This window comes from Flavobacteriales bacterium (assembly GCA_016700415.1).
Lineage (GTDB): Bacteria > Bacteroidota > Bacteroidia > Flavobacteriales_F > PHOS-HE28 > PHOS-HE28.
Map to the genome: position 1 here is coordinate 2,785,080 of CP065018.1, position 20,886 is coordinate 2,805,965.

Below are 20,886 nucleotides of genomic sequence, written 5' to 3' on the forward strand. Positions count from 1 at the left end.
GGCTGGATGCGACCTGAATGCGCCCGAGCGTCCGATGAAACGGACGCTTGGGCGTCTCGTTCCTGATCCGCTGATCCCTCGGCATTTGGGCTCCTTTACTGCACCAGCCCAAAGGGGCCAAGGCCGTCGAGCTTGAGAGTCTCTGCAGGACTTGAGATCGCCCTGACAACTGACAACTGTGCCCTGAGCTAGAAGAACGCCCTTACCTGCGCCCCGCCGACATGCACCGTCGGTGAACCGGGGCTTGAACGGCCGTTATAGGTGATGTCCACCTGCAAGTGATCGCTCAACCGGCGCTGGATGGAAAGGCTCCAAGTCAGGTTTTTGCCGGGCTTTAGGCCGCTAAGCATCTCCGTGCCCAAGGAGGAATCCACCGTGCCGCTGTACGAGATATCCACCAAGTTGCCGTTCACTTGCACGGTCCCCTTGTCCGGGGAATTGAATCTGAACTCCGCCCCCAGGTCGCGCACCTCCGCGCGCTCCCCGCCCAGGTCCTCATCATTCCGTTTGTCCGTGTACTTGAAGCGGAGCGAGCCCCGCATGCGGGTGTTGGGCTGCCAGGTAAGCTTCGGTGCCGTGCTTTGGTCCTTGATGGCGAAGGTGCGCCCCAGCAACAGATCGCTGTTGCTGCCCGTGCGGCCCGAACCGGCTTCCACCTCCAACATCCATTGCGTGGTGGTGTTCCAACGCAGATGCACCAAGTTGCTCTCCCGCACCCGCGACTCGGATCCGTTCAGGAGCAGGCTCTTGCCCCGGTCGCTCTGGTAGGTGTGGTCCATGCTCCATTTCCGGCTGCTGCGGTCGTAATAGATGGTGTTCCGCACGGAGCTGTTCAGCGCGATCAGCGAGGTGTCCGCCGGGTCGATGATGAAGGGATTGAAGGCGCTCGCGTTGGCATCGTCCCCGGTCTTGCGGTCGCTGCGGAAGCTGGCCACATCGTTCCATTTGCCAAGGAAACCGCACAGCCCCTTCTTGTCACGCCAGATGGCTGATGGGCGCAGTTCCCCGGAGGCGCTCAACTGGTTGCTGAAAACCCGTACGGTCTCATTGGTCTGCACGAACACCCGGATATAGTCCGCTTCATAGCCGAAAGGCGCCTGCTCAAATTCGTTCAGCTCCTTCACGCCATTCCCGTTGTAATCGTTCCAGACATAAGCACCTTGCCCTGCCGGCACCTGCACATAGATGAACTCGCGCCGCGGCTCCAGACCGCTCCCGAACTCATAGAACATGTCCCAGTTCAGCACCCCCTTCAACGCGCTGTGGCCATGGTCCAAGCGGGCGAGGTAGGTGTCCTCCGCAGGCTGGACGGTCAACACGGTGTCCACGATGCGCAGTTGGCGGTAGGTGAAAGTGGCGGCGAGCTTCCGGATCTTCTTCCCGCCGAGGCCCAGGCTGGCGCTGTAGTTGGTGGCCTCGGTGCTGGGAGTGAGGGCACCGTTGCGGAAGGCCTGGTCATAACGCTGCCCGGCGCTCAACCGGAATTTGGCCTTGGCGGAATCCGGGCTTTGCACGAAGGCCTCCCAGTCGTTGTACTGATAGCTGCCCGCGGTGAGGGCGTCCAAGCTGTCGTTGCGGAAGAGGTTGCGCTCCAGTTCATCGGAGACACCGAGCGTGAAGCGATTGAAGCGACGGGCCAGCACGGCCTTGTTCCGCAGGAAGCCGCTGGAGCTACTGCCGGCCGAGGTGTTCAGCAGGCTGCCGTCCAACGTGGCGTCGAACTTCCCGAAGCGCATGTTGCCGCGCAGGGCCTGCCGAAAGCCGTCATAGCGCTGGTCGATGTGGAAGATGGAGCTGGAAAGATCCGCCTTGCCCTGCTTGCCATTGAGCAGGCCGATGCTCACCGTGCTCAGCACCTGGTCGCCGTCCTGCACCACTCCTGCGATGTTCCAGTCCCGGTCGAACTCCACCGTGCGGTAGCGCTCCACCACACGGAAATCCTTGGAGCGCCATTCGTTGTCGGTGCCCACCACCATCTGCTTCGTGCTGTCCGACCGGGAGATGGGTATGGCATGGCTGGCCCCGGCGCGGACCGCCAGCGCCGTGTTGTCGGCATCATCGACGGAACTGAACGTGTTGCGGTCCTCGTCGCTTACGGCCACCTCGCCCCACGCCTTGGTACGCGCGGAAAAGCGATGGTCCGCGCCGATCGCCAGCATCCGTTTGTGCCGGGGCGGAACGAGCACGCGCACCGGAGCTTGGTCGCCCTTGTGGACGATGGCCCCGTTCACCGTGTCCGGCGCTATCCAGCGGAACACCCTTCCGTTGGGCGTGAATTCTTGCTGCACGTAGTCGCCCTTTCCCGCGCCCACCGTGCTGAAGGAAACGCGATAGCGTGCGCTGTCCGCATTGGTGCTGTAGCGGTACACCGGTGACCAGCCCAAGGAATCGATCTGGGCGTAGAGCACCTCATCGGCGGAAAAAGCCACGCTGTCCGCACCGGGCACCACCGCCGCCAAGGGATCGTCGCCGGCCTCGGTGAGCGCCTGCTTTTCCGTGTCCGTGAGGGCTTGTTGCAGGGGTTGGCCCTTGTGGTCCTGTTCACTGTACAGGTCCAAGCGCAGGGTGGTGGCGCCCATGGTCAGCTCGTTGGCCACGCGCACCAAGGACCGCGCGTAGTTCTTGTCCGAGTACTGGAATTCCACGGTGATGCGGCGGTCTTTGGTGATAGGGCGCTTGGCGGTGAAGGTGACCTCGGCGGTGTTGTAGTCGATCACGTAGTCGTTCTCCAAACCGCGCGTCAGCTGCTGCCCGTCGATAAAAATGCGCTCGGTGCCGGAGAGCACGATGATGTAGGTGCCGCCGTCGCTGGCGGTGAGGCGGTAGGGGCCTTGCACCCCTTCGGTCCCTTGGATCTGGTTCCGCGAGAAATTACCCTTGCTGATGGCCGCGCTGAACCCCAGCACGTCATGCACTCCGTCGGGTTTTCCCAGCTTCGTGGTGTAGCTGAGGCCCTTGGTCTTCTTGTAGTAGGTGAGGAAGTGGCTCTTCGGGCGCTGCAGTACGAAATCACCGGCGGTCAGCTCCTGCCGGTCGTCGGACAGGGTGATGAACACCTGGTCGAAATCCTGAAGCTCCAGCGTATTGCCCCCGGCCTGTATCGGGATGGTGTTGTCCGTCACCGAGGCCTTCACATTGATCTTGTCGGTGAGCTTCCCGTTCAACTCCAGGTTCAGGGAGCTGTTCACGGAGAGGTCCTGGTTGTTGCCGAAGAGGATGCCGCGCGAGATGCTTCCGCTTTTGTTCAGTCCGCCCATGCCGAAGACGTCCTGCTCGCCTTTTTGGGGCATGTACCGGAACGGGTCCTCGCGATCACCGGAGGGTTTCAGCAGGCGCTCGGGGTCCTTATGGCGAAAGGTGCCGCCCAACAACAGCGGCATCACGCGGAACCGCGCGATGAGCGTGTCCGAAGGTGATCCCGCCTTCCGGACCAGCAGGCTGCGGTAGGGGTCCAGCACATAGTGGTCCGGAGGGATCTCCGCCGTGTCCCCCCAAAGGCTGAAGGAGCCCGGGACGATGCTCAGCGTGTCCAAGACCAGCGTATCCCGGTCCATAACGATGCGCCGCGTCACCCGGTTATCCGGGTTTTGAGCATGCACCGCCCCCGCCGCAAGGAGCGGCATCACCGCCCAAAGGAGGCGGCGCAAGGGGAGGGCGGGGGCGGGTTTCAACACGGGGAACGGCGGAAAGGGTACGTGGCAACGGGTTGAAAAGTATCCCCGAAAACCTCGTGGATGTCCGTTGTTTCACGACAACGCTGTTGGTAATGCACTGGAGCAAGGTGAAAACGCACACCGTAGCCCGATAGATTTGGCTCTCTCTATGCTCCGATCGACCCTGTTCACCGCCATGCTTGCCGCCTTTTGCGGTTGTGGAAGTCCACCGGTCGCGGACCGGGGCGAAGGGGCGCTGCACGGCGGGGTGTTCAACTTCAACGAGACCCAGGTGCTGCGTAGCATCTTCCCGCTCACCATCACGCGGGTCTCCGAGCAGCGGGTGGCTTCACAGATCTATGAAGGGCTCGTCCGGTTCAATGCGAAGGACCTTTCCGTGGTACCCTGCTTGGCCAAAAGTTGGGATGTGGATCCCACCGGTACCATCTACACTTTTCACCTGCGGGATGACGTGCGTTTTCAGGACGACCCGATATTTTCCGACGGGGAAGGGCGGGAGTTGACAGCGGAGGACGTCGTGCATTGCTTCACCACGATCTGCCAAAAGGGCGCGGGCGACCAGGTTTTCTGGCTGTTCCAGGACAAGGTGGCCGGTGCGGACGACTACAATACTTCCGGGAAGCAGGACGGCTCCGTTAGCGGGATCGCCGCCTTGGACGACCGCACGGTGCGCATCACGCTTACCCGGCCCTGCCCGAACTTCCTGCAGAGCATCGCGGGATCCGGGTGCTGGATATGGCCGAAGGAGCTGCCCGCGCAGTATGGCAAGGACCTGTTCCGCCATGCCGTCGGCACCGGGCCGTTCCGGCTGAAAGTGGCACGCCCCGAGGAGGTGATCGTGCTGGAGCGGAACAGCAACTATTGGGGCCGGGACGAGGACGGTGGCTCATTGCCATACTTGGACGGTGTCCGGGTGACCTTGGTGCCGGACAAGGAAAAGGAGATCGCCGAGTTCCTCAAAGGGAGGTTGAACATGGTGACGGAACTGTCGCTGGAGAGCATGAAGGTGCTGGCCGATTCGGTGGACCCGGGTACCGGTGAACGGCGGTTCAACAAGCTTTCGACCCCCGCCTTTGCCGTCCAGTTCTATGGCTTCAATGCCTCCAAGTCCCCGTTCAACGATCTGCGTGTCCGCCGTGCGTTCGCCTTGGCGCTGGACCGGCGGACGTTGGTGGACAGTGTGCTGCACGGCATCGCGGTTTTGGCGGACCATGGGTTGGTGCCACCGGGGCTGGCCGGTTATCCTTACGATCTGGTTCCGGGCATCCCGTTCGACCCGGACAGCGCCCGCCAATTGATGGCGCTGGCCGGCTATCCGGACGGCAAGGGTTTCCCCCGGGTGCAACTGCAGGTGAACAACTACGGCTTCGGGTACCGCAACGTGGCGAGCAAGGCACAGGAGATGCTGGGGAAGGAACTGGGTGTTGCGATCACCGTGAGCGTGGTGCCGCCCAAGGAATACTACGAACGGATCGAACGGGGCGAGGCCCTTTTCTGGCGCGAAGGCTGGGTGGCGGACCTGCCGGACCCTGAGAATTTCCTCGCCTTGATCTATGGCAAGAACGCCGTGAAGGACACTTCCCTGTCCTCGAGCCTCAACACCACGCGTTACGCGGATCCGCGCTTCGATGCCCTCTTTGCGAAGTCCATGACGGAGACCGATGAACAACGGCGGATGCAGGATCTTGCCCGCGCGGAAGAGATCGCCATGCGGGACGTTCCGCTCGTGCCTCTGTACCATGAACGGTACATCGTACTGTTGGACCCGAAGGTGCTCGACCTGGCCGTGAACCCGATGGAGCTGTTGGACCTGAGCCGGGTGAGGTTCAAGCGGCCAAAGCCTCACTCGAAAGTGCCCGATACCAGCTCGTAAGCGATCCGTTTCGCCAAAGGCAGAAAGGTCTCGATGCGTGGCAGGCTGATGTCCGCCTCGAAGACAAAGGTGGCCGGGTTGGGCAGTGGGCCTTTGCGGGCCAATTCCGCCTTGATGTGCTCGTAAGTGCAGGAAAGGCCCACGGTCCATGTGGCGAAGTAGTGCGTGCGCACATGCCTGTGAAGGTCGGGGGGCTGGAACTCCTGAATGATCGGCAAGGAATAGGAATACACCAATGCCTCGTTTTGCTGGCGCAATAGCAACCAGCCTTCGCGCGCGCCCAACGGCACCACGCCCACGGGCTCGAAGCGGATGCGGGCATGGAGCTCATCACGCAGTTCCCGGCCGCGCTCCATGGCCGTGAGCAGGGGAGGGAGCGTTCGCTCCAGCGAGCGCAGCACCAAGGCCCACGAGCGCTGCTCCACCATCGGTTTTCTCACTAAGCCACTCCGCGAAAAGTCCATCCCGATGACCTCGCCGGGCATGTGCGCTCCCAGTTCCACGGCGCGGTCCTGCACCTGCCGGAGCTGCCCGATGCGCAATTTCAGCTCATCCAGCCACGGGTAGAGTTTATGCTCCCGGTATTGGGCCTCCACCCGCTGCAGATAGGCCAACAGGCGGTATTCCTCCAGCTCCTCGTCCAACGCGGTGGTGAGGATGCGGTCAGCGGGCGCGCCGCTCCAGCTTAAGGGTTCCATGGTAGCAAGGAAAACGCGATGTTCATAAAAAGGTTGCACCCACAGGGGTCGATCGGCGCTTTGGAATGACCTTTGGTCTTTCACGAAAGATAGCCATGATCCGTACACGAAAGACCGTTCTGCCGCTCCTCGCGGCCATCGCCATCCTCAGTGCCTGCGTGCCCGCCCGCAAGTACGAAGAGCTGAACACGCGCTACAAGGCCATGCAGGAAAATGAAAGCTCCGCGTTGGCGAAGGCCCAACAGACCGAGGCCGCCATGAAGGACCAGCAGGTCACCTTGGAGGACCTGACGCGCCGCAAGGAAATGCTCCAGCGCGACACGCTCACCTTGGGCACCAGCCTGCGCCACATGACCACGCAGTACGACAAGATCAATGCGCTGAACAACGAGCTGCTGGAAAAGTACAACCTGCTGCTGGCCGGGGGCAACAACGAGAACCGCAAGCTGCTCACCGACCTCGAGGCCAACCGCCTGAAGCTCCAGAACAAGGAGGATTCACTGGCAGTGCTGGCCGGTTCCTTGAAGGACCGCGAGGCCAAATTGGCTGAGCTGCAGGCGGAGTTGGACAAGAAGGACCAGGCCATGAAAGCGCTGAAGGACCGCGTGAGCCAAGCACTGACCGGTTTCGAGGGGAAGGGATTGACCGTGACCCAGAGGGACGGGCAGATCTACGTAAGCTTGGACAACAAGCTGCTATTCCCCAGCGGAAGCACCACGGTGGACGCCAAGGGCCGTGAGGCATTGAGCAGTTTGGCCAAGGCGATCGAAAACGACAAGGATGTGAACATCATGGTGGAAGGCCATACGGACACCGACAAGGTGCTGCCGGGTGCGGCCTACAAGGACAATTGGGACCTCAGCGTCCTACGGGCCACCAGTGTGGTGCGCATCCTTCAAGAAAGCTCCAAGATCGACCCCAAGCGCATCACCGCGGCCGGCAAAGGCGAATACGAGCCTGCCGACCCCGACGACAAAGCCAAGAACCGCCGCATCGAGGTCGTGCTGGCACCGGACCTGAAGGGGCTGTACGATCTGGTGAAGGAGCACTGATCTGGTCCGTGGTCAGAACCAGTTGCCCGCGCTCGGCTACTTGCCAAGTGCGTGTGCATTCAGGGCCTCTGGCCGGTTTCAATAAACGATACGCGGTAACTACTTCTTCTTAGCCACCTTCTTCGCGGCAGCCTTTTTAGCAGCAGGCTTACGCGTAGTAGGACGCTTCGCCGCCCTCTTCGCCTTAGGCACAGCGGACTTCGCTGCGGGACGCTCATGCAAGGCCAAACGGTTCCCTTCCGTATCGATGAACAGTGCGAACCAGCCCGAATCCTCGCTGATGAGCGTGCGGCCCATGATCACGCGGCCACCGGCCTCGGCCACGCGGCCCAACAGCATCTCCAGGTTTGAACCCGCGTTCAGGTAGATCAATGCGCCGGTATCGTTCGGCAGGCAGCCCGGGCCTTGCACCACGGCACCACCGATGCCTTGGTCGGCAGGGAAATACGCCATGGCGAAATCACCCGTACGGGAGGTCTCCATACGGATGTGATATACGTGATCGTAAAAGGCCTTGGCGCGTTCCATGTCGTAGGCCGGTATCTCGAACCAGGTCACGTAGTCCTTCAAGGCCGTGAACTTCTTCATGGCAGCGCTGATGCTGTTGCTTGCTGTGCTTCCCATTTTCGTTGTGCCGTGGCCCGGCTGGCTTCAAATTGCTGATCCCGACCCGCCCGGAGGTATGGAGGAGGTGAATGCCGACTTGCCCGGGATCCCGACCGCTTCTTCCTGGATACGCAGGTCGCCGAGCTCTTTAACCCGTTGTGGCTTGATCAAAGGACCGAGGCTGTCAAGATACGGCTTCGGCGCGTTCTTCCAGTAAATGTCGAAATCGCCCAGATGGTCGCGGAAACTCTTCAATGGCTGGCCTAAGCGCAACAGCCCGAGCTCCCGGCTACGGCGCACTTTTTCAAGGTTGATCTCGATGGGGATCATCTCCTCGTTGTTCTGAGCCTGATACATTACGCGGCCTTCCGGCCCGCAGATGATGCTGCGTCCGCTACCTCCCGTGTCCAACCCGTTGATGTCGAAGATGTAGCACTGGTTGATGGCAGCGCTGGCGCGTACAATGCTCAGCTCGATCTCGCGGTCGATAGTGCCGGTGAGCGTGGGGTGCAGGATCACCTCCGCGCCTTGCACGGCCAAGGTGCGCGTGGTCTCGGGGAACCACATGTCGTAGCAGATGCTCACCCCGAAACGGCCCACTTCCGGTACGTCGAACAAACAGAATTCATGTCCAGGGGTGACGCCCACCTCGTACGGGTAGAACGGGAACATTTTCCGGTAGCGCGTCACTACGTTGCCGTCCGGGTCGATGACGGACGCCGTGTTGTAGATCTTGCCTTCCACCGTGTGGAACACCGAGCCGGGCAACAGCCACACCTTGTGCTTGCGGGCCAACTCCTGCATCGGCTCCTCGAAATCCTCGATCCGGGCAAGCGAATGATGCGTGAGCGGGCCGTAGGCGCAGAGTTCGCTGTACACCACCATGTCCACCCACGGGTAGAGGTTCATGAGGATGTTGAGCTTCAGTTTCATGGCCTCCACGTTGCTGTAGGAGGCGCTGACGCGCATTTGGATGCCGGCGATGGAGAAGGGTTTCATGGATCTTTATTTTACCACAGAGACACGGAGGCACAGAGAAGTGCGGTTTGCACTCGATGTCCCCTATGACTGCATGTGTTCTCGTGTTTCGAAATTCTCTGTGTCTCCGTGCCTCTGTGGTGAACCTTACCCGACGATCGCAGCGAGTTCCTCCTCCATGATGTCCAACCCCTTCTTCAGCAGTTCGTCACTGATGACGAGCGGGCAGAGCACACGGATGATGTTCTTCTCCGTGCCGGCGTTGATCACGATGAGGTCGCGCTTGGCGCAGGCAGCCATCAACTTGCCACAGGTGTCGGCATCGGGCTTTTGCGGGTCGCCGTCCTGCACGAACTCCATGGCCATCATCGCGCCTAAGCCGCGCACGTCGCCTATGCACTTGTGCTTCGCCTGCATCTTCTCGAAGCGCTTGCGTATCACTTCGCCCACATGCCGTCCTTTTGCGTTGATGTCGATCTCCTCCATGTACTTGATGGTGGCCAGCGCCGCCGCACAACTCACCGGACTTCCGATGTAGGTGCCGCCGATGCTGCTGGGGCCGGCCGCGTCCATCACTTCCGCACGACCCACCACTGCTGCGATGGGCAGGCCGCTGCCGAGGCTTTTCGCCCAGGTGCTGATGTCGGGCATCACGCCCAGCTGCTCAAATGCGCTCCATGCACCCGTGCGCCCGAAGCCGCTCTGGATCTCGTCCAAGATCAGCAGGATGCCGTGCTGGTCGCACCACTTCCGCAGGCCCTTCAAGTATTCCTTCGGGATCACGTTGAAGCCGCCTTCGCCCTGCACCGGCTCCACGATCACTGCTGCGAGGTTCTCCGGTGCCACGGTGTTGTGCGACAATTCGTGCAAGCGATGCAGCTCGTCCTTCACGAACGCCGCCTCGCTGCGGCCCGCGCCATAGCGGTAGAAATTCGGGAACTGCGTGCGGTACACTTCCGGAGCGAACGGCCCGCTGTTCGGCTTGTAGCCCACCTTGCTGGTAAGCGTCATGGCCATAAGCGTGCGGCCGTGGAAAGCATCGGTGAAGCAGAGCACACCTTGGCGACCGGTGGCCTGTCGCGCGATCTTCACGGCGTTCTCTACGGCTTCCGCGCCGGTGCTGACCAACATGGTCTTAGTGGCCTTGCCGTGCGGAAGTATAGTGTTCAGCTTTTCGCAGAGCGCGATGTACGGCTCGTAGCTGGCCACGTTGAAGCTGACATGCAGGAATTTCGCGGCCTGCTCTTGGATGGCCTTCACCACGGGCGGTGGGCAATGTCCCGCGTTCACCACGCCGATGCCACCGGCGAAATCGATCAGCTCGCGGCCGTCCGCGTCGGTGATGATGGCCCCTTCGGCCTTCACGGCGGTGGCGTGGTTGAACATGCCGACCCCGTTCGGGATGGCGGCTTTGCGGCGGGAGATGAGCTCTTGGCTCTTGGTCACTTCTTCGGTCATGGTAGAAACTGGGATGCGGTGCAAAGGTCTTCTTCTTTGGTAAACCGGACTGTGACGGAATGGCAAAACCGCCCAAACTTTTCAATACCCGTTGAGAACTTTCACTACCCCACCACCGCCCGCACCTTCACGATCAGATCCGCATCCACCAGCACAAAGTGATGCGCTGGCACCTCGATAAAATCATCGGCCACATCGGTGAGCTTTTCCGAGACGATCATCGCCGCGTGCTCCTTCTTATCGGTACCCCGCACCATCTGGCACACGTTGTCCGTGCAGATGTATTTCTTGCCTTCGCTGTAATACATGGTGAGTGCGGCACTGCGGTCGGTGACGTAGCGCAGGCCCACGGCGATGCGGCCATCGGTGTAGACCATGTTGAGATACGCCGGTTCGGTGATGGCGTGTGTGGCCATCAGCTTCTTCAGGTCGGCGATCATGGCCTCGAAGGCATCCGCCACTTGGTCGGGCGTTGGCTTTTCATGCGCGCTCAGGTGGTCCAGGAACAGGGCGAAGAGATGCTCGCTGTCGGTCTGTCCCTTCACCCAAGTGTACATCACCTCGGAAAGCAGGTTGCAGAGGTCGCGCTTGATCCGATGAAAATGCTCTACGCCACCGTTGTGCATCAGCAGGCGGTCCTTGCAGTGGAAGGGATGGCAGTTGGCCTCGGCCACGTCGCCCACGCTGGCGGCGCGCACATGGGCGGCAATGCAGTGCGAGGTCACTTTCGGGGCGAGGTAGCGCAGGTTGCGGTTGTTCCAGGCGGGCGTGACGCTTACGAACACAGCAGGGTGGGGCGTGCGGTCGTGGTGGTACCAGCCCACACCGAAGCCGTCGCCATTGAGGGGTTCCTCGATCTCACGCGCGGCATAACTCTGCTTGATGATGGAATCTTTGGGGTCATATAAGAGCTCGCCCATGCTGATGGGGGCACCGAGATAGGATAGGAAGCGGCACATGGAAGGAAGTTTGTACCGCAAAGGACGCTAAGAACACGACGAAGAAGTTTCAACCGCAAAGGGCGCGGAGAACGCGGAGAAGAGGTTTTCACCGCAACGGTCGCTACGACGCTACGAAATACACGCAACGCTTTGGGAAGCATCTGAAATAAGAGTGCAATGCTCCCTTGCATTTCGTTGCGCCCCCGTTGCGCTCGTTGCGACCGTTGCGGTTCCATTCTTCGCATTCACCTTCGTGTGCTTCGTGTCCTTAGTGGTCTACTTTTCTTCCGATCTTCACCCCATGGCACGAACGAAGAAACACACCGAGCTGGACGAGCTCCTTACTGCACGGAACGAGCGGATGCAGAAACTGCAAGGCATCGTGAAGGAAGCGATCGAAGAGCAGGAGCTGATCATCAACAATCTGGCGAACCCGCCGCACGAGGCTATTTCCCGCGGGCAAAAATTGGCGGACAAGGTGGCGTCGTTCGGCGGCAGCTGGACTTTCATCGTATCCTTCTTCATCATCCTGGGGGCCTGGATATTGTACAATTCTCTCACTCCTGAAGGCGACCACTTCGATCCCTATCCCTTCATCCTGATGAACCTGGTGCTTTCCTGCATCGCGGCCTTGCAGGCACCGGTGATCATGATGAGCCAGAACCGGCAGGAGGAGAAGGACCGGAAGCGCAGCGAGAATGACTATCTGATCAACCTGAAGGCCGAGCTGGAGCTGCGCAGCCTGCACCAGAAGATGGACCTGCTGCTGCAGGACGAGGTCCGCTCGATCTCCGAAGTGCAGGAGAAGCAGTTCAAGGTGCTTACGGACATGGAGCACCGGCTGGCGAAGCTGGCTTCCGGAGTACGATAGGGTAAGTACCGCGAAGAACGCGAAGGACACGAAGAAGAAGGTTTAACCGCAGAGGGGGTAAACTGGGACGGCCCGGTCAATTCCAAGGATTTAACCGCAACGGACGCAACGTTCGCAACGAAATTTCACGCAACGCCCCCCGCTGGCTTCACAAGCAGGGGCAAACTCAGGTCTGGCATTCATTGTGGTCAAGCCCGCATTCCGTCGCACCCTGTTGCGCCTGTTGCGGTTCCCCTATTTGCATTCCGTTGCCCTCCTTTGTGTTCTTCGTGTCCTTCGTGGTATAAACCTTTAGCGGTAAAACTTCAGGGGTTCGCTTTTATCCCCGTGCATGCGTTTCTTTGCGGGCCAAGGGCCTACCGATCCACAACGGCCCGACCATGCCAAAGGTCACCATAGACAACATCGAGATCGAGGTCCCGGAGGGTACCACGATCCTGCAAGCCGCCCGCATGATCGGCGAGCGCAACAGTGCCGAGCGCTACGTGGCCCCGCCCACCATGTGCTATTACACCAGCCTCAAGGGCAGCGGGGGCTATTGCCGCACCTGCATCGTGAAGGTGACGAAGGGCAGTGAGCGGGACCCCCGCCCTATTCCCAAGCCGGTGGCCAGCTGCCGCACGGCCGTGATGGACGGCATGGTGGTGGAGAACACCCTCAGCCCGGAGCTGCTCGACGCCCGCAGCGGCGTCACCGAGTTCCTATTGATCAACCACCCGCTGGACTGCCCCATCTGCGACCAGGCCGGGGAGTGCCACCTTCAGGACCTCTCCTACGAGCACGGCTTGGCCACCAGCCGCTACCAGTTCGAACGCCGCACCTTCGATCCCATCGACATCGGGGAGACGATCAAGCTGCACATGACGCGCTGCATCCTGTGCTACCGCTGCGTGAAGGTGGCCGAGCAGATCACCGATGGCCGTGTTCATGGCGTGATCAATCGCGGGGACGTGGCCGAGATCAGTACCTACATCGAGCAGGCCATCGACAACGACTTCAGCGGCAACATGATCGATGTGTGCCCCGTGGGCGCGTTGACCGACCGCACCTTCCGGTTCGCCGCCCGCGTGTGGATCACCAAGCCCGTGGACGCACACCGCGACTGCGACAAGTGCAGCGGCAAGACCACGGTGTGGCTGAAGGGACAGGAGGTATTGCGCGTCACCGGCCGGAAGGACCAGTGGGGCGAGGTGGAGGAATTCATCTGCAACACATGCCGCTTCGAGAAGAAGCAGCTCAGTGACTGGGTCGTGGAAGGGCCGCGCAACATCGACCGGCACAGCGTGATCTCCCAAGGGCACTATGTGCTGAAGACCGAGCAGAAGGTGCTGGACAACCCCGCGCCCAACGTGCCCGAGCTGACCCACCTGAAACCCGCCAAGAAGAACCGATGATCCCTACCGCGATCTTCCTGCTCGTGCTCTTCGTGATCACCCTCACCGTGGCAGCGTATTCCACCTATGGCGAGCGCAAGGTGGCCGCTTTCATGCAGGACCGCATCGGCCCCAACCGTGCCGGCCCCTTCGGCCTCTTCCAGCCCTTGGCCGACGGTGGTAAAATGTTCATGAAGGAGGACTTCGTGCCCGCCAACGCTAACCGCACCCTCTACTTCCTCGGCCCCGCCGTGGCCATGACCACCGCCTTGATCACCGGTGTGGTGATCCCCTGGGGCGGCACATTGCAGTTCGGTGATGTCAGCGTGAGCCTGCAAGGGATCAATCCGGAGATCGGCATCCTCTTCGTTTTCGCGATGGTGGGCATCGGCGTCTACGGCATCATGCGCGGCGGCTGGGCCAGCAACAACAAGTACTCGCTGCTCGGCGCCATCCGGGCGGCCAGCCAGATGGTGAGCTACGAGCTGGCCATGGGCCTCAGCATCGTGGCGCTGGTGATGATGACCGGCACCCTCAGCCTCGGCGGCATCGTGGACTATCAGGTGGAGCACGGCTGGAACATCATCCGCCAGCCGCTCGGCTTCTTGATCTTCATTGTCTGCGCTTTCGCGGAAGCCAACCGGGCGCCCTTCGACATGCCCGAGTGCGAGACCGAGCTGGTGGGAGGCTACCATACCGAGTTCAGCAGCATGAAGCTCGGCTTCTACCTTTTTGCCGAATATGTGAACATGTTCATCAGTGGCGCGGTGATGGCCACGCTCTACTTCGGTGGATACGACGTGCCCGGGCTCGCCAGCACCGGCTGGGACCCCAACCTCATCACCATCATCGGTGTGGCCGCGATGTTCGCCAAGACCTTCTTCTTCATCTTCTTCTTCATGTGGATCCGCTGGACCCTGCCGCGTTTCCGCTTCGACCAGCTGATGAACCTCGGTTGGAAAGGCCTGATCCCCTTGGCCATCGTCAATATCCTCATCACCGGCGGCATCATGCTCGCACAAGGCCAACTGGCGCCATGAGCACGGCGAATAACATGTCCGCTCGCGGCGGCTTCGCACCGCTGACCTCCCGCAGCAAGCAGGTGAGCAATAAAAAGATGACGCTGATGGAGCGCATTTACCTGCCGGCGATCCTCGGCGGGCTGTTCATCACCATTAAGCACTTCTTCCGCCTGAAGCGGCCCACGATCCAGTATCCCGAGCAGCAGCGGCCCTTCAGCGATGTATATCGTGGCATGCACGTGCTGAAGCGCGATGATCAAGGCCGCGAGCGCTGCACCTCCTGCGGCCTGTGCGCCGTGGCCTGCCCTGCCGAGGCCATCACCATGACCAGCGGTGAGCGCAAGAAAGGGGAGGAGCACCTCTATCGCGAGGAGAAGTATTCGGTGACCTACGAGATCAACATGCTCCGCTGCATCTATTGCGGTGATTGCGAGGACGCCTGCCCGAAGGAGGCCATCTTCCTCACCGATCGCATCGTGGAAAGCGACTACCTGCGTAAGCCCTTCATCTTTACCAAAGAAGAGCTGGTGGAGCCGATGGACCCCGCCAAACGCATCGATATCAGCAAGCGCCAACCGCCCGCCGTGCTGAAGTTCAAGGCGAACAAGCACTTTGCGCATAATCGGTGAGGTCCGGGAGCATCGCGGATATGTCCTGTCTGGTGTCTTATGTCCCATGCTTCATCCGGCATAGGACATAGGACATACGACCTTGGCCTATGGGAACGGACACAACGTTCTCCGGTAACTTCGCCGCCCATGTCAGATACCCCCTCCCGCACGGAACTTTCCGCGCTCGGCGAATTCGGCTTGATCGACCGGTTGGCATCCGCGGTTGAACTGGTGAACCCCTCATCGCTGCAAGGCATCGGCGATGACGCTGCGGTGATCGACCCGCAAGGCCTCATGCAGGTGGTTACCACCGATATGCTCGTGGAGGGCGTCCACTTCGACCTCGGCTATGTGCCCTTGAAGCACCTCGGCTACAAGGCGATGATCGTCAACTTCAGCGATGTGTACGCCATGAACGCCGTGCCGAAGCAGGTCACCGTGGCCATCGCCATCAGCAACCGTTTTTCCTTGGAAGCCGTGGATGAGCTGTACGCGGGTATGCTCACCGCCTGCCAGGCCTACGGCGTCGACCTCGTGGGCGGCGACACCACCTCTTCCACCAGCGGACTGGTGCTATCCATCACGGCCATCGGTGCGGCGAAAAAGGAGGACATCGTCTACCGCCATGGCGCCAAGGAGCACGACCTTTTGGTAGTGAGCGGCGACCTCGGCGGCGCCTACATGGGCCTGCAAGTGCTGGAGCGCGAAAAGGCCGTCTTCAAACAGGACCCCAACGTACAGCCCGACCTCGTCGGCTTCGATTACATCTTGGAGCGGCAGTTGAAGCCGGAAGCCCGCAAAGACGTCATCGCCATGTTCAAAGAGATGGAGATCAAGCCCACGGCCATGATCGACATCAGTGACGGCCTGGCCAGCGAAGCGATGCACGTCGCACGCCGCTCCGAATTAGGCGTGAAGATCTACGAGGAAAAGCTCCCCATCGACCCGGTGACCTATCGCACCGCCCGCGACTTCGACCTGGACCCCACCACCTGCGCGCTCAACGGCGGTGAGGACTACGAGCTGCTCTTCACCATCCCCCAAGGCGACTACGACAAGGTGAAGGGTTCACCGCACTTTACGGTGATCGGCCACATGACCGACCTGGCCAGCGGCTATCAGTTGGTGGACCGCCAAGGTGGGCAGCATGAACTGAAGGCACAGGGCTGGGATGCGCTGCTGAAGCGCTGAGCGGCCCGGAACTTTCTTGTCATTCGATGGAACGTTGTGTCGCGAACAACGGCCACATACGTTTTTTCGTCAGAAAGGAGTTGAATGCCTGTAGAGTACCTCGAAGAACCTCACTCCCGCGTCATCGGCACTACGTACCGACCCTTCGGGCAAGCCTTCTCGATCGGCCATCCTGCGTTGCTCCTCAGTCAGTTACCTGCGGGTAACTTCCTTTCGTCGCGCCTTGGCTGAACCGAACGATAAGTGCTTGTGCCATCGGTTCGAGGTTCTTCGAGGTACTCTTTAGCCCACGGCTCGGCCATAGATCCTAACTTTGTTCGACTTTTGAATTTTTCTCCCGTGAGCAAGACCACCAGCCCCTACCCCCTGCTCGATCGCATCATCGTTCCCTCGGACCTGCGCACGATCCCCGAAGCGCAGCTCGATCAGGTGTGCCAAGAGCTCCGCGACTTCATCATCGACGTGGTGAGCGTGAAGGGCGGCCACTTCGGCGCCAGCCTTGGCGTGGTGGAGCTCACCGTGGCACTGCACTACGTCTTCAACACGCCCTACGACCAGCTCGTTTGGGACGTGGGACACCAGGCCTACGGGCACAAGATCCTCACCGGAAGGCGTGAACTGTTCCACACCAACCGGCTGTACAAGGGCCTCAGCGGTTTCCCCAAGCGCAGCGAAAGTGAGTACGACACCTTCGGCGTGGGCCACAGCAGCACCTCCATCGGCGGCGCGCTCGGCATGGCCGTGGCCAGCAAGCTGAAGGGCGAACTGGACCGCCACACCGTGGCCGTGATCGGCGACGGCGCGATGACCGCCGGCATGGCCTTCGAGGCGCTCAACCACGGCGGTACCGCCAACAGCGACCTGCTCGTGGTGCTGAACGACAACTGCATGAGCATCGACCCGAACGTGGGCGCGCTCAAGGAATACCTCACCGACATCACCACCAGCCAGAGCTACAACAAGGTGAAGGACGAGGTGTGGAAACTGCTCGGTAAGGTCAGCAAGTTCGGGCCGAACGCGCAAGGTGTGGCGCAGAAGGTGGAGAACGCCGTGAAGGCCGCATTGCTCAAGCAGAGCAATCTTTTCGAGAGCCTGCGCTTCCGCTACTTCGGCCCGGTGGACGGCCACGATGTGGAGCGCTTGGTGAAGGTGCTGCGCGACCTGAAGGACATCCCCGGCCCGAAGATCCTGCACACGGTAACGATGAAGGGCAAGGGCTACAAGCCTGCTGAAGAAGGCAGCCCGACCGTGTGGCACTCACCCGGACTGTTCAACAAAGAGACCGGCGAGATCATCAAGGTGGTGCCGAAAAGCCCGCAGCCGCCGAAATACCAGGACGTCTTCGGCCACACCATCGTGGAGCTGGCGGAGAAGAATCCGAAGATCGTGGGTGTGACGCCCGCCATGCCCAGCGGCTGTTCCCTGAACATCATGATGAAGGCCATGCCGGACCGTGCGTTCGACGTGGGCATCGCCGAGCAGCATGCCGTCACCTTCAGCGCCGGCATGGCCACGCAAGGGCTGATCCCGTTCTGCAACATCTACAGCTCCTTCATGCAACGCGCCTACGACCAGGTGGTACATGACGTGGCGCTGCAAAAGCTGCACGTCGTCCTCTGCCTCGATCGCGGCGGACTTGCTGGTGCCGACGGTCCCACGCACCACGGCGCGTTCGACATCGCCTACTTCCGCTGCATCCCGAACATGATCGTGAGCGCCCCGATGAACGAGGAGGAACTGCGCAACCTGATGTACACAGCGCAGCTCCGTGACATCGGCCCTTTCAGCATCCGCTACCCGCGTGGCGAAGGCGTGATGACCGAATGGAAGACACCCTTCAAGGAGATCACCATCGGCACCGGTCGCAAAGTGCGCTCCGGCAACGACATCGCGGTGCTCACCATCGGGCACATCGGCAACATCGCAGCCAAGGGCATTGATGCGTTGCAGGCGGAAGGCTACAGCGTGGCGCACTACGACATGCGCTTCGCGAAGCCCATCGACGAGATGTTGCTACACGAGGTCTTCGGCAAGTTCAAACACGTGATCACCATCGAGGATGGCTGCATCCAAGGCGGCATGGGCAGCGCGGTACTGGAGTTCATGGCGGACCATGGCTACCAGGCCCAAGTGAAACGCTTAGGCATCCCGGACCATTTCATTGAGCACGGTACGCAAAAGGAGCTCTACGCGGAATGTGGCTTTGATGAAGTTGCGCTGGTGGCTGCGGTGAAGGAGATGCTGCCGGCGAAGGGTGCGCGGAGTGTTGGAGCTTCAGCGTAATAAGATGGTGTGGCTGAAGTCTTGAAAGTGGTGAACGGCAGGGTCCCGAAGCGGAGACCATGCGACGGGGTAAAATGACTGCCACTCGTCAAAAAGCCGAGCGGCTGCCCGCGTTGGGGACACGCGAGCGCCAGCAGTGGACACCCATCTCCAATCCATAAGCTTCGGAAGAAGAAGTAGCGTACATTCGATAGTTCAAATTCCACGCTCATGGTCATGCGCTACACCACCTTTGCCGCGTACATACTGCTCGCGACCGTATCAATGTCACAATCGCCCCAATGGGGGTTCACGCTGGACAGTCCCGGCTATGATCAGGCGGAATTCCTGGGCGTGGATGCTGATGGCAACGTGGTAGTCGTGGGCGAACTGGGCGATGTGCTGGACGCCGACCCTGGTACGGATGAGTTCTTGCTGGATCCCGGTGCGGATGAGGCTTGGTTCGTCGCGAAGTACACCGCCACGGGCGACTTCCTCTGGGCCTTTCCGCTACACGCCAGCGCTGGTGTGAGCGATCAACTACAGATCCATGATGTAGCAGTCTCTCCCGATGGCGCGGTACACCTCTTCTTCACCCTTTGGGGTAGCGTGGACCTGGATCCATCGGGTGCCGCACAGGTGGTGCAAGCGACCACGTTGGATCCAGTGAACCAAGAGGTGCATGATCTGGTACTGGTCACTTACACCACCGATGGCAACTACGCCTGGCACAAGCATCTGAGCGGCGGTGTGGCCGGCCTGTCCGGTCGCAACGTAATGCTGCGGACCAATGGCTCGGTGCTGATCGCGGGAGGTTACAACCGTGATATCGATCTGGACCAGGAGCTGAACTCCTCGGCGGATTCGTTGCACGCCGTTATCCAGTTTAACGCGCAGACGTTCCTGGCCCAATACACCAGCTCGGGAGTGTTCGAATGGGCTGCGGATCTCGACACGGAATCCTATCTGCAACACGCTATGGTTTCCAGCAGCGACGGTATTGCACTGGCGGTCACGGGACCCGGCGCGCTGGATCTCGATCCCGGACCGGGTGTGGAGGAGGTGACGGCGACATCGGGGACCACCTATATCATACAACTGGCTCCCACGCTTGAGCTTGTATCGTCTTTTGCTTTGGTGGGCATGTACGGTGTGGGCATCGCGGACATGGTCGGGACAGCTGGTCGCCTGTTCGTGGTAGGTTCCTACGAGGACCAGATCGTGATCGGTGATTCCATTTTCCACGACAGCAATACCGGCCCCACGAACGACTTCCTTGCCTGCATCCCGCTCAACGGCGCAGCCTACTGGGCGGTGAACTTGAACATTCCGGTAGGCTCCAACGAGTCGCTTGCCGTGGATGCGAGCGGGGCGCCCGTGCTGGGCTTCGAGTTCAATGACCCGGTGGATCTGGACGCCACAGGGACCGATCCCGCTGCCGTGCTGGACCCCATCGGTCCTACAGGGGATATCGGGGTTGCATCGTACGACGCCATGGATGGGACCTTCCGCTATGCATGGCACGTGGGCGATGCACAGGGCGAATTGTTCCTGAACGACATTGCGCTGGATGATGCCGATCACATCCTGCTAGCCGGACAGATGGTGGGAACGGTGGACTTCGATCCCGGACCAGGTGAATTCCCGCTCGCGGTGCCGACGACGCTGGATGAATTGGACGGTGCGTTCGTAGTGAGGTATGATGCGGTGTACACCGGGCTGGTAGGTACGCCCACCGCGCGGGATGGAATGCAGGTGTTCCCGAACCCAGCGCATGATGTCTTGCAGCTGGACATGCCACCTGATGGTGCCACCAACTTGGCCTATGTGGTGTATGATGGGACAGGGCGCGCGGTCGAGCACGGATCCACACGGCCCGGAATGTCCCGTTCCATTTCCGTGCATGCGTTGCAGCCGGGGTTTTATTCCATCCGTGTAGTAACGGACCAGGGGATCGTAGCGGTTCCATTCTTGAAGGAGTAGCAGCTACGAGCGGCGCGTAGGCCGGGTCTACGCGCAAGAGTAACATCGACGAGGAATCGATCTTCGGCAACCTCAAACAGAACAAGGGCCTCACCCTATTCATGCGCCGGGGGCAGGCAAGGTCGCCTTGGAGCCCGGATTGCTCCCCGCACCTGCACTCCGGTTTTTCCCGAGTGCCTAACTCTTGCGGCCTCCGGCCATTTTCAACCCTCAGGACCATATCGGCAGAGCCCGCCTGAGGCGGATAAGAGCCGGGCACCTACCTGAGGTAGGCAAGCGCGGCCGACCTTTGT

Annotated in this window: 15 protein-coding genes; 9 read left to right on the plus strand and 6 right to left on the minus strand. The window is 60.7% G+C overall.

The features are described from left to right. Positions 1-188: 188 nt before the first annotated feature. Entirely contained in the window at positions 189-3,623 is a 3,435-nt protein-coding gene (locus tag IPP95_11595; protein ID QQS71823.1) for a hypothetical protein, read from the minus strand. Positions 3,624-3,822: 199 nt separating this feature from the next. Here IPP95_11595 and IPP95_11600 point away from each other — a divergent pair, with 199 nt between their 5' ends. Further along, positions 3,823-5,547 carry an ABC transporter substrate-binding protein gene (locus IPP95_11600; protein QQS71824.1) on the plus strand — a complete coding sequence of 575 codons (1,725 nt, stop codon included), beginning with the start codon at positions 3,823-3,825 and terminating at the stop codon, positions 5,545-5,547. Here the strand turns inward: IPP95_11600 and IPP95_11605 are convergent. Beyond that, entirely contained in the window at positions 5,517-6,245 is a 729-nt protein-coding gene (locus IPP95_11605; GenBank protein ID QQS71825.1) for a hypothetical protein, read from the minus strand. The genes IPP95_11600 and IPP95_11605 overlap by 31 nt on opposite strands. 95 nt (positions 6,246-6,340) lie before the next feature. Between IPP95_11605 and IPP95_11610 the strand changes: the two genes are divergently transcribed. Beyond that, the gene (locus IPP95_11610) at positions 6,341-7,297 is read left to right on the plus strand and encodes an OmpA family protein (protein QQS71826.1); all 957 of its coding nucleotides are present in this window, start codon (positions 6,341-6,343) and stop codon (positions 7,295-7,297) included. A gap of 99 nt (positions 7,298-7,396) precedes the next feature. Here IPP95_11610 and IPP95_11615 read toward each other — a convergent pair whose 3' ends face one another. The 4 genes from IPP95_11615 to IPP95_11630 all read right to left on the minus strand — a co-directional run bounded on the left by IPP95_11615 (position 7,397) and on the right by IPP95_11630 (position 11,298). Further along, positions 7,397-7,921: a VOC family protein gene (locus tag IPP95_11615; GenBank protein ID QQS71827.1), complete on the minus strand. Its 525-nt coding sequence runs from the start codon at positions 7,919-7,921 to the stop codon at positions 7,397-7,399. Between the two features lie 27 nt (positions 7,922-7,948). Next, the gene (locus IPP95_11620) at positions 7,949-8,902 is read right to left on the minus strand and encodes a carbon-nitrogen hydrolase family protein (protein QQS71828.1); all 954 of its coding nucleotides are present in this window, start codon (positions 8,900-8,902) and stop codon (positions 7,949-7,951) included. Positions 8,903-9,028: 126 nt separating this feature from the next. Continuing rightward, a complete protein-coding gene (locus tag IPP95_11625) occupies positions 9,029-10,339 on the minus strand; it encodes an aspartate aminotransferase family protein (GenBank protein QQS71829.1) in 1,311 nt (436 codons plus the stop codon). A gap of 104 nt (positions 10,340-10,443) precedes the next feature. After that, positions 10,444-11,298 carry a class II glutamine amidotransferase gene (locus IPP95_11630; protein ID QQS71830.1) on the minus strand — a complete coding sequence of 285 codons (855 nt, stop codon included), beginning with the start codon at positions 11,296-11,298 and terminating at the stop codon, positions 10,444-10,446. 283 nt (positions 11,299-11,581) lie between these two features. On the opposite strand from IPP95_11630, the gene IPP95_11635 reads away from it, so the two are divergent. From IPP95_11635 to IPP95_11665, 7 genes are all read left to right on the plus strand, one after another. Then, positions 11,582-12,151, plus strand: coding sequence for a DUF1003 domain-containing protein (locus IPP95_11635; GenBank protein QQS71831.1), 570 nt, complete (start codon positions 11,582-11,584; stop codon positions 12,149-12,151). A gap of 380 nt (positions 12,152-12,531) precedes the next feature. Beyond that, on the plus strand, positions 12,532-13,545 hold the full coding sequence (locus IPP95_11640; GenBank protein ID QQS71832.1) for a (2Fe-2S)-binding protein: 1,014 nt from the start codon (positions 12,532-12,534) through the stop codon (positions 13,543-13,545). Then, positions 13,542-14,564, plus strand: coding sequence for an NADH-quinone oxidoreductase subunit NuoH (gene nuoH, locus IPP95_11645; GenBank protein QQS71833.1), 1,023 nt, complete (start codon positions 13,542-13,544; stop codon positions 14,562-14,564). The genes IPP95_11640 and nuoH overlap by 4 nt, the downstream gene beginning before the upstream one ends. Further along, the gene (locus IPP95_11650) at positions 14,561-15,175 is read left to right on the plus strand and encodes an NADH-quinone oxidoreductase subunit I (GenBank protein QQS71834.1); all 615 of its coding nucleotides are present in this window, start codon (positions 14,561-14,563) and stop codon (positions 15,173-15,175) included. The genes nuoH and IPP95_11650 overlap by 4 nt, the downstream gene beginning before the upstream one ends. Before the next feature lie 129 nt (positions 15,176-15,304). Beyond that, positions 15,305-16,348, plus strand: coding sequence for a thiamine-phosphate kinase (thiL, locus tag IPP95_11655; GenBank protein QQS71835.1), 1,044 nt, complete (start codon positions 15,305-15,307; stop codon positions 16,346-16,348). Positions 16,349-16,687: 339 nt separating this feature from the next. Then, positions 16,688-18,631: a 1-deoxy-D-xylulose-5-phosphate synthase gene (locus IPP95_11660; protein QQS71836.1), complete on the plus strand. Its 1,944-nt coding sequence runs from the start codon at positions 16,688-16,690 to the stop codon at positions 18,629-18,631. A gap of 216 nt (positions 18,632-18,847) precedes the next feature. Then, positions 18,848-20,593, plus strand: coding sequence for a T9SS type A sorting domain-containing protein (locus IPP95_11665; protein ID QQS71837.1), 1,746 nt, complete (start codon positions 18,848-18,850; stop codon positions 20,591-20,593). The last annotated feature ends 293 nt before the right edge of the window (positions 20,594-20,886 follow it).